General features: G+C 73.1%; 8 protein-coding genes. 7 read left to right on the top strand and 1 reads right to left on the bottom strand.

What is annotated here, in order from left to right; genetic code table 11:
• Positions 1–14: 14 nt before the first annotated feature.
• Entirely contained in the window at positions 15–695 is a 681-nt protein-coding gene (locus IEY71_RS06210; RefSeq protein WP_189084383.1) for a GntR family transcriptional regulator, read from the bottom strand.
• 180 nt (positions 696–875) lie between these two features.
• Here IEY71_RS06210 and IEY71_RS06215 point away from each other — a divergent pair, with 180 nt between their 5' ends.
• From IEY71_RS06215 to IEY71_RS06245, 7 genes are all read left to right on the top strand, one after another.
• Positions 876–2,357, top strand: coding sequence for a sugar ABC transporter ATP-binding protein (locus tag IEY71_RS06215; RefSeq protein WP_189084384.1), 1,482 nt, complete (start codon positions 876–878; stop codon positions 2,355–2,357).
• Positions 2,354–3,421, top strand: a complete 1,068-nt coding sequence (locus IEY71_RS06220) for an ABC transporter permease (protein ID WP_189084385.1) — start codon at positions 2,354–2,356, stop codon at positions 3,419–3,421. Before IEY71_RS06215 ends, IEY71_RS06220 begins: the two co-directional genes overlap by 4 nt.
• Entirely contained in the window at positions 3,418–4,530 is a 1,113-nt protein-coding gene (locus tag IEY71_RS06225) for an ABC transporter permease (protein WP_189084386.1), read from the top strand. The genes IEY71_RS06220 and IEY71_RS06225 overlap by 4 nt, the downstream gene beginning before the upstream one ends.
• Positions 4,530–5,732, top strand: a complete 1,203-nt coding sequence (locus IEY71_RS06230; RefSeq protein WP_189084387.1) for a substrate-binding domain-containing protein — start codon at positions 4,530–4,532, stop codon at positions 5,730–5,732. The genes IEY71_RS06225 and IEY71_RS06230 overlap by 1 nt, the downstream gene beginning before the upstream one ends.
• Before the next feature lie 95 nt (positions 5,733–5,827).
• On the top strand, positions 5,828–6,334 hold the full coding sequence (locus IEY71_RS06235) for a hypothetical protein (RefSeq protein ID WP_189084388.1): 507 nt from the start codon (positions 5,828–5,830) through the stop codon (positions 6,332–6,334).
• A complete protein-coding gene (locus tag IEY71_RS06240) occupies positions 6,331–7,899 on the top strand; it encodes a GMC family oxidoreductase (RefSeq protein WP_189084389.1) in 1,569 nt (522 codons plus the stop codon). Before IEY71_RS06235 ends, IEY71_RS06240 begins: the two co-directional genes overlap by 4 nt.
• 32 nt (positions 7,900–7,931) lie before the next feature.
• Complete coding sequence (locus IEY71_RS06245) at positions 7,932–9,308, top strand: aldehyde dehydrogenase family protein (protein ID WP_189084390.1); 1,377 nt, start codon at positions 7,932–7,934, stop codon at positions 9,306–9,308.
• The last annotated feature ends 59 nt before the right edge of the window (positions 9,309–9,367 follow it).

A 9,367-nucleotide genomic window follows, 5' to 3' on the forward strand; every position in this document is an offset into this window, starting at 1 on the left:
GGGAGAGGTCGGCGTCAGCCGGTGACGTGCACGGGCGGTTCGGTCGCGCCGGGGATGTACGCGGCGACGTGCGCGTTCACGATCGCCACGGACCGCTCGGCGTCGCCGGAGGCCAGTGCTTCGACGATGCCGCGGTGGCCCTCGGCGGCGACGTCGAGCGGCTCCTCGTTCGTGAGCATGGTCATGATGGTCATGATCTCGATGCCGAGCGCGTTCCAGGCGCGCAGCAGGGAGTCGTTCTGCGCCGAGCGCACGACCTCGCGGTGGAACTGGGTGCAGGCGTTCGCGTAAGCGAGCCGGTCGTCGAGGGTGGCGACGCGCACGAGCTCGTCGAGGGCGGCCTCGAGCCGTGACGGGTCGGCGGCGACGTGCGGTGCCGCGAGGCGGGCCGCGACGGCCTCGAGCGCCGCGCGCACCGGCACGGCCTCGGCCAGTTCGCGTTCGCCGACCTCGCGCACGCGGGTGCCGACGTGGCTGCGCGCCTCGAGCAGGCCGAAGGCGGCGAGCTCGCGGAACGCCTCGCGCACGGGCGTCTGGCTCGTGCCGAGCCGTTTGGCGATGTCGAGCTCGCGCACGGGGGAGCCCGGGGCGAGCCGACCGTTGGCGATCTCGACGAGCAGGTAGTCGCGCACCCGGCTGCCGAGCGTGGCCCGGTCGAGCAGGCCGGGGCTCGTCCCGCCGTCGGCTGCGCCCATGCCGCCCCCTTCGCTGACCGCGGGCACCCCAGTTCGGGGCCCCGCTCTGGGTCGATCATACGCGGCGGGGGTGGCGTGCTGCAGGATTATCGATAATCCTTGACGCAGTATCGATCGCCCGGTACTGTCGCTGAGCAGGCGTTGGAAAACGTTTCCCCAACACGATGAAGTGGAGTGCGCATGAGCCATGCGTTGGAGGTGCGAGGCCTCGCGAAGTCCTTCTTCGGCTACCCGGCCCTCGCCGGCGTCGACCTCGTGGTCGAGGCGGGGGAGGTGCACGCCCTCGTCGGCGAGAACGGCGCGGGCAAGTCCACGCTGATGAAGATCCTCGCCGGCGTGCAGCAGGCCGACGCGGGCACCGTGCGCATCGACGGCGAGCTCCGCACGTTCCACCACCCGCAGGCCGCCTACGCCGCGGGCGTGTCGACCGTCTACCAGGAGTTCAACCTCCTGCCCGACCGCACGGTCGCCGAGAACATCCTGCTCGGCCGCGAGCCCCGCCGCTTCGGCCTCGTCGACCGGCGCGCGATGCGCCGCCGCGCCGCCGAACTGCTCGCCGAGATCGGCGTCGACGGCATCTCGCCGAACGCCCTCGTGCGCACCCTTTCCGTCGCCGAGCAGCAGATCGTCGAGATCGCCAAGGCGCTGAGCTACGAGCCGCGCATCATCTCGATGGACGAGCCGACGGCGGCCCTCGCCGAGCACGAGGTCGAACTGCTCTACGCGATCGTGCGCCGGCTCTCCGCGCGCGGCGTCGCCGTGCTCTACGTCTCGCACCGCATGCGCGAGATCTTCGAGCTGTGCTCGAAGATCACCGTGCTGAAGGACGGTGCGCTCGTCGCCACCCTCGACACCGCCGAGACCGACGAGTCCGAGGTCGTGCGGCTCATGGTCGGCCGCGCGCTCTCCGCCTTCTTCCCCGAGCCGGCCCCGGGCGAGGACCGCCGCGAGCTGCTCGCGATCACCGGCGCAGGCAATGCGCAGCTCGACGGCATCACGCTCGGCATCCACCGGGGCGAGATCCTCGGCATCGCCGGGCTGCAGGGCTCCGGGCGCACCGAGCTGCTCGAGGCCATCGCCGGCGTCGCCCCCTTCACCCGCGGCTCGATGCGGCTCGAGGGGCGCGACTACCGGCCGCGCCGGCCCGCGCACGGCATCGACGCCGGCATCGCCTACCTCACCGAGGACCGCAAGGGCTCGGGGCTCGCCCTCGAGCAGTCCATCGAGGACAACGCGCTCGCCGTCGTGCGCTCGAGCGCCCCGCGCCGGGCCCGCACGGCAGCGCGCGGGCTGACCCCGCTGCTCTCCGAGCTCGACGTCTCGGCCCGCGGGCCGGAGCAGATCGTGCGCTACCTCTCCGGCGGCAATCAGCAGAAGGTCGTGCTCGCGAAGTGGCTGCTGCTCGACCCCGGGCTGATCCTGCTCGACGAGCCGACCCGCGGCATCGATGTGGGCGCGAAGCGCGCCGTCTACGAGGTGATGCGCCGGCTCACCGCCGCGGGCCACGCGATCGTCATGGTCTCCTCCGAGCTGCCCGAGGTGATCGGCATGAGCGACCGGATCGTCGTCATGCGCGACGGCCGCGTCGCCGGGTCCCTCGATCGCGGACCGAGCGAGGAGCAGGTGGCCGCGCTGGCCGCCGGAACGGCGGTGGCGGCATGAGCGCGCTCGCACGACTGCGCGGCGGGCTCGGCTCCACCGCCGGCGTCTACCTCGTGCTGCTCGGCGTGATCGTCGTCGCGGCCGTCGTCGTCGCCGCGGCCGGACGCAACCTCTTCACGCCGGGCAACCTCACCGTGCTCATGACGAGCATCGCCGTGCTCGGCTTCGTCGCGATCGGCCAGACGCTCGTCATCCTTGTCGGCAGCCTCGACCTCTCCGTCGCGTACCTCGTGAGCCTGTCGAGCGTGCTCGCCGCCGGCACCATGGCCGGCGCCTCGGGCGGCACCGTGCCCGGGATCGTCACGGCGCTCGTCGCGACCGCCGTCATCGGGGCGCTGACCGGATGCCTCGTCGCGTACCTGCAGCTCAGCGGCTTCATCGCCTCGCTCGGCGTCGGGCTGCTCGTGGCCGGCTACCTCGCGAGCTACTACCGGGGCACCACGGGCAAGGCGAGCCCCGAGCTCGCCGCCTTCGGCTCGGCGAGCATCGGCCCGCTGCCGGTGCCCACCCTGCTGATGCTCGCGTGCCTCGTGCTCGCGGTCGTGCTCGTCGGGCGCACCAGGATGGGCATGCACCTGCTCGCCGTCGGCGGCGACGCCCACGTCGCCCGCATGTCCGGCGTCCGCGCGGGGACCCCGGTGGTCGTCGCGCACGCCCTCTCCGGGCTCTGCGCGGGCATCGCCGGCGTCGTGATCGTCGCCCGTCTCGGCGTGGGCAGCCCGACCGTCGGCGAGCAGGGCGGCTACGACCTGCTCTCGATCGCCGCCGTCGTGCTCGGCGGCGCCTCGCTCGCGGGCGGCCGGGGCTCGCTCTGGGGCACGCTCGGCGGCATCCTCATCTTCGCCGTCGTCGACAGCGCGATGGGCATCCTCCAGGTGAACCCCTTCCTCAAGGAGGTCGTGCGCGGCGTCGTCATCGTCGCCGCCGTCGCCCTCTACGCCCGCCGGGCCGCCCCGCTCGTGCGCCGCCGCTTCGCGGCCGGCGCCGGGCCCGAGCCGGCCGAGGCATCCGCGGCGACCGCCGCCGGCCCGACCGCCCCCGTCACGGAAGGAGCCGAACGATGACCGGCACCGTCGTCGAGCCCGCCGTCACCAGGTACGACCCGAGCCGGCCCCCGCTGGCGAAGCGGATCGCCGCCGGCCTCGCCACCCCTGGCGGCATCGTCTGGGTGCTGCTCGTCGCGCTGCTCGTCGCGGTCGTCGTCTACAACCCGCAGCTCGCCGCCCCCGAGCAGTTCCTACGGCTGATCGCGCGGATGGCCCCCGTCGCCATCGTCGCGGTCGGGCAGTACTTCGTGCTCGTCTCCGGCGAGTTCGACCTGTCGATGGGCGCCGTGATCGGCGTGCAGGTGGTGCTCGCCGGCACGCTCATCGGCGACGACCCCTCGCGGATCCTGCCCGTCGTGCTGCTCATGTTCGCCGTCGCGATCGTCGTCGGCCTCGTGAACGGGCTCGTGACGACGCTGCTGCGGGTGCCGGGCTTCATCACCACGCTCGGCACGATGCTCATCCTCTCCGGCCTCACCTTCTACGCGACCGGCGGCTCCGCCGGCCAGAACCCGGCCGAGGAGTTCCGGGTGCTCGGCCGCAGCGGGCTCGAGCTGCCGGTGCTCGGGTACCTGCCGTGGGCGATCGTCGTGCTCGTCGCCGTGGTCGCGGTCGCGGCCTGGCTGGTGCGTCGCCCGTTCGGCCGGCTCCTTCTGCTGTCCGGCGACAACCCGCGGGTCGCGCACCTGGCTGGGTCGCCCGTGTGGTGGCTGCAGACCCGGGCGTACCTGCTCTCCGCGCTGGCGGCGACCGTGGCCGCGATCCTGCTCGTCGGCTACGCGGGCGTGCACCCCTCCGTCGGCTCCGGTTACGAGTTCACGGCGATCACCGCGTGCGTCATCGGCGGGGTCGTGCTCGGCGGCGGCCGCGGCTGGCTGCTCTCCGCGGTCGCCGGGGCGCTCGTGCTGGAGAGCCTGTTCACACTGCTGAACTTCGTCGGCGTCGCCGCCACCTGGCGACCCACCGTGCAGGGCGCGATCATCCTCGTCGCGATGGCCGTCACCGTGCTCCGAACCATCCGGCGGCGTCGCCCGCCGGCCGCAGAGGTCCCGCCGCGCTCCGAGCCCGGCGCGGGCGAGGGGGCCCCCGCCCCCGCCACCGCACCACAGCAACCGAGAGGAACATGATGCAACGACGCACCTCCCGCCTCGCCCTCGTCGGCGCCGGCGTCTTCGCGCTCGCGCTCACGGCGTGCGCGCCCGGCGCGAACGCCGGCGGCGGCTCCGAGAGCGAGCCGAGCGCCGAAGCCAACCCCTGGTTCGACCAGGCTCAGTTCGACCTGGAGAACGAGCGGCGCGCCGCGCAGTTCGAGGGCGACCCGGCGAAGCCCTACCTGCAGTACCTCGCCGGCGACATGGTCGCGGCGGCGGACTACGCGCTCGACCGGCCCGGCAAGGTGTGCTTCGCCAACGCCTCGCTCTCGAACACCTGGCGGCAGACCGGCTGGATCACGATGAACCAGCAGCTGCAGGTGCTGCAGGAGCAGGGCGTCGTGGCCTCGATGGAGACGCGCGACGCGCAGGACTCCGACGACACCCAGGTCGCCGACATCGACTACTTCGTGAACGAGGGCGACTGCGACGGCTTCATCATCTCGCCGTACTCGCCCGACGCGACGACCGCGGCCGTCGAGCGCGCCTGCGAGACCGGCAAGCCGGTCATCGTCTTCGACCGCGCCGTGAGCACCGACTGCGTGACCTCGTTCGTGCACTCGATCGGCGGCATGGCGTGGGGCGTCGACGTCGGCGAGTTCATCGCCGACCAGCTCGAGCCGGGCGACAAGGTCGTCGCGCTCCGCACCGCCGCGGGCGTCGACGTCTTCGAGTCCCGCTGGGCCGCCTCGCAGAAGATCTTCGACGACGCCGGCATCGAGTACGTCGACTACCTCACGGGCGCCGACCCGGCCGAGATCAAGAAGGCCGTCACCGACGAGATCGCCAAGGGCGAGATCGACGCCGTCTGGGTCGACCTCGGCGACCAGTCCGTCCCCGCGATCGAGGCGTTCGAGGACGCCGGCGTGGACGTGCCGATCGTGAACGGCGAGGACAACATGGCGTACCTGCGGGCCTGGAAGGAGCGGGACCTCAACGGCTTCGGCGGCGTCTACTCCAACTTCCAGTGGCGCACCGCGCTGCTCGCGCTGACGCAGCTCTGGCAGGGCCAGGACATCCCGAAGGACTGGGTGGTGCCGCAGACGCCCATCACGAGCGCCGAGCTCGACGCCGTGCTGCGCGTGAACGACGCGATGCCCGACGTGCACTCGACGTCGTTCGGCGGCGAGGACCTGCCCGGGTTCCCCGACGCCTGGCGCGACCGCATCATCCCCTGATCGGGCGGCGGGGCGCCTCGAGGCATCCGAGGCGCCCCGCCCTCCGCACGACACTCGCACGACTCCCGCTCCACCGCACCATCGAGAAGGCCAGCATGACCGAAGACCAGCCGGCGCCCGCCGCTCCGGACGCCACCGCCAGCACCCTGCTCGCGCTCGCGCGGGCGCTCTACCCGCATCCCGGCATCCCCGACGGCCCGTACGTGCGCGCGGTCGCGCTCCTCGCCGCCGACGCCGCGGCGTCCTCCGAGCTCTCGGCGCTCGTCACCGCCGGCGCCGCCGAGGCGGCCGCCGACCTCGGCGACCCGGGCTCCGCGACGCTCGAGGCCCGCACCGCCTGGCTCGCCGCGCACGAGGGCGAGGCGTTCTTCGCCTTCGTCCGCGAGCGGATCTGCTTCCACCTCTACGACGACCGCGAGGTGTGGCAGCTGCTCGGCTACCCCGGGCCGTCGTACGCGCTCGGCGGGTACCTGCACCGCGGCTTCGACGAGCTGCCCTGGCTGCCGGACCCCCGGGTCGAGGAGCTCGACGAGCCGCTCGTCGAGATCGGCCCGCTCGGCGCGTCCGCCGCCGCATCGGCCGGCGTGGAGGTGACCGCATGAGGCACTACGAACTGGATGACGCGGACGTCGCCGTCATCGTCGGCTCCGGTCCGGGCGGCGCGAGCCTCGCCCTGCGGCTCGCCCGCGCCGGGCTCGACGTCGTCATGCTCGAGTCCGGCCGCTGGATCGACCCCGAGGACTTCGTCGACGACGAGCGGATCGCCTTCGCGCAGTTGTCCTGGCTCGAGGCGAGGCGCGCGACGGGCGGCTGGACGCTCGCGCAGGACTTCCCCGCGCTGCCCGCCTGGAACGGCCACGCCGTCGGCGGCACCGCGCTGCTCTGGACCGGGCTCACCCCGCGCTTCAAGGACCACGAGTTCCGCACCCGCTCGAGCTACGGCGAGATCGCGGGCGCGTCACTCGCGGACTGGCCGATCGACCCCGCCGAGCTCGCCCCTTACTACGAGGAGTCGGAGCGGGCGATGGGCGTCTCGCACCGCCAGGGCCGCCCGCCCATGCCGGCGAACACCTCGTACCGGGTCTTCGCGAACGGGGCGGAGCGGGTCGGCTACCGCCACTACGCGACCGGCCCGTACGCGACGAACGTCGAACCCTACGACGGCCGCCCGGGCACGATCCAGGACGGCTTCAACTCGCAGGGCGACCGCCACCGCTCGAAGTGGACCCCGCTCGTCAGCGAGATCCCGAAGGCCATCGCGACCGAGCGCTTCGAGCTGCGCCCCGAGTCGCACGCCGTGCGGATCACCCTCGACGCCGCGGGACGGGCCGACGGCGTCGAGTACCTCGACCGCGACGGCGTGCTCCGCCGGCAGCGCGCCGCGCTCGTCGCCGTGGCGGGCAACGCCATCGAGACGCCGCGGCTGCTGCTGCTCTCGGCGACCGTCGGGCACGAGCACGGCCTCGGCAACGCCTCCGACCACCTCGGCCGGCACTACATGCGGCACACGACCGGCGTCGTCTACGGGCAGTTCCCCGAGGAGGTGCACATGTACCGCGGCGAGAACATGGCGGGCATCGTCGCCGACGAGTCCCGGCACGACCCCGAGCGCGGCTTCGCGGGCGGGTACTACCTCGAGACGATCTCGCAGGGGCTGCCCTCGTTCACCACCTTCATGGAGCCCGGCGGCTGGGGCGCCGACTTCACCGCCCGCGTCGAGGGCTACCCGCGCACCGCCGCGAGCTGGATCTGCGGCGAGGACCTCCCGCAGCCGGGCAACCGGGTGACGCTCTCGGACGAGCTCGTCGACCGCTGGGGGCTGCCCGCCCCCGAGGTGCACTACGACGACCACCCGAACGACGTCGCGATGCGCGAGCACGCCTACGGCCGGGTCGAGGCGATGTTCCGGGCGGTCGGCGCCGAACGCGTCTGGCGCGCCCCCGCGATGCCCTCCGGCCACAACCTCGGCACCGCGCGCATGAGCGCGGACCCGGCCAACGGGGTCGTGGACCCCGAGGGGCGCGTGCACGGCGTGCCCAACCTCTTCGTCTCGGACGGCTCGGTGTTCACCACCGGCGCCGCGGCGAACCCGACCCTGACGATCATGGCGCTCTCCCTCAGGCAGGGCGACCGGATCGTCGACACGCGACGCCGCGGCGAACTCTGATCGCGGCGCGGAGAACACGGAAGGACAACGAGATGGCGATCGCGACGATCAACCCGACGACCGGAGCGGTGGAGCGCGAGTTCGCGCCGCACACGCCCGAGCAGGTGGAGCAGATCCTGGCCCGCGCCGATGCGGCGAACGCCGTGCTGCGCCGCACGACGTTCGCCGAGCGGGCGGCGTGGATGCGTCGGGCCGCCGACCTCCTCGACGCGGACCTCGAGCAGGCGGCCGCCCTCGCCTCGACCGAGATGGGCAAGACGCTCGGCACGGCGAAGTACGAGGTGACGAAGTCGGCGAACGGCATGCGCTGGTACGCCGACCACGCCGAGGAGTACCTCGCCGCGGAGGAGCCGGTGCCGGCGGCCTCGGTCGGGGCGAGCGCGGCGCGCGTCGTCTACCAGCCGATCGGCACGGTGCTCGCCGTGATGCCGTGGAACTACCCGTACTGGCAGGTGATCCGCTTCGCGGCGCCCGCGCTCATGGCGGGCAACACCGGGCTCCTGAAGCACGCCTCGAGCGTGCCGCAGACGGCGCTGTACCTCGGCGAGCTGTTCGAGCGGGCCGGCTTCCCGGCGGGCGCGTTCCAGACGCTGCTCATCGAGGGGGCCGCGGCATCCGCCCTGATCCAGGACCGCCGCATCCGCGCCGTGACCCTGACCGGCTCCGTCGGCGCCGGCGCAGCGGTCGCCGAGGCAGCCGGCCGCAACATCAAGAAGAGCGTGCTGGAGCTCGGCGGCACCGACGCCTTCGTGGTGCTGCCGAGCGCCGACGTCGCGAAGTCCGCCGAGGCGGGCGCGGCCTCGCGCACGCAGAACAGCGGGCAGAGCTGCATCTGCGCGAAGCGTTTCTACGTGCACGACGACGTCTACGAGGAGTGGTTCGCGCTCTTCCTCGAGCGGATGCGCGCGACGACCGCGGGCGACCCCTTCGACGCGGCGACGGGCTTCGGGCCGATGGCGACCGAGCAGGTGCGGGCCGACGCCCACGAGCTCGTCGCCGACGCGATCGCGAAGGGCGCGACCGTGCACACGGGCGGCGAACTGCCCGACGGGCCCGGCTGGTTCTACCCGGCGACGGTGCTCACCGACGTCACGCCCGAGATGCGGATCTTCCGGGAGGAGTGCTTCGGACCGGTCGCGTGCGTCTACCGGGTCGGCTCGCTCGAGGAGGCGGTCGAGCTGGCGAACGACTCCGAGTTCGGCCTCGCGGCGAGCGTCTGGACGACGGAGGCCGAGGAGATCGCCCGGCTGCAGGACGAGCTCGAGTTCGGCGCGGTGTTCGCGAACGGCAACTCGGCGTCGTTCTTCGGCCTGCCCTTCGGCGGCGTGAAGGACTCCGGCTACGGCCGTGAGCTCGGCGCCTTCGGCATCCGCGAGTTCGTGAACATCAAGACCGCCTGGACGGCCTGAGCCGCCGGCCGCACCGCCAAAAAACCGAGTTGCCCGACTTTCATGAAAGTCGGGCAACT

Origin of the sequence: Agromyces mediolanus (assembly GCF_014648575.1) — a bacterium.
Classification (GTDB): Bacteria; Actinomycetota; Actinomycetes; order Actinomycetales; family Microbacteriaceae; genus Agromyces; species Agromyces mediolanus.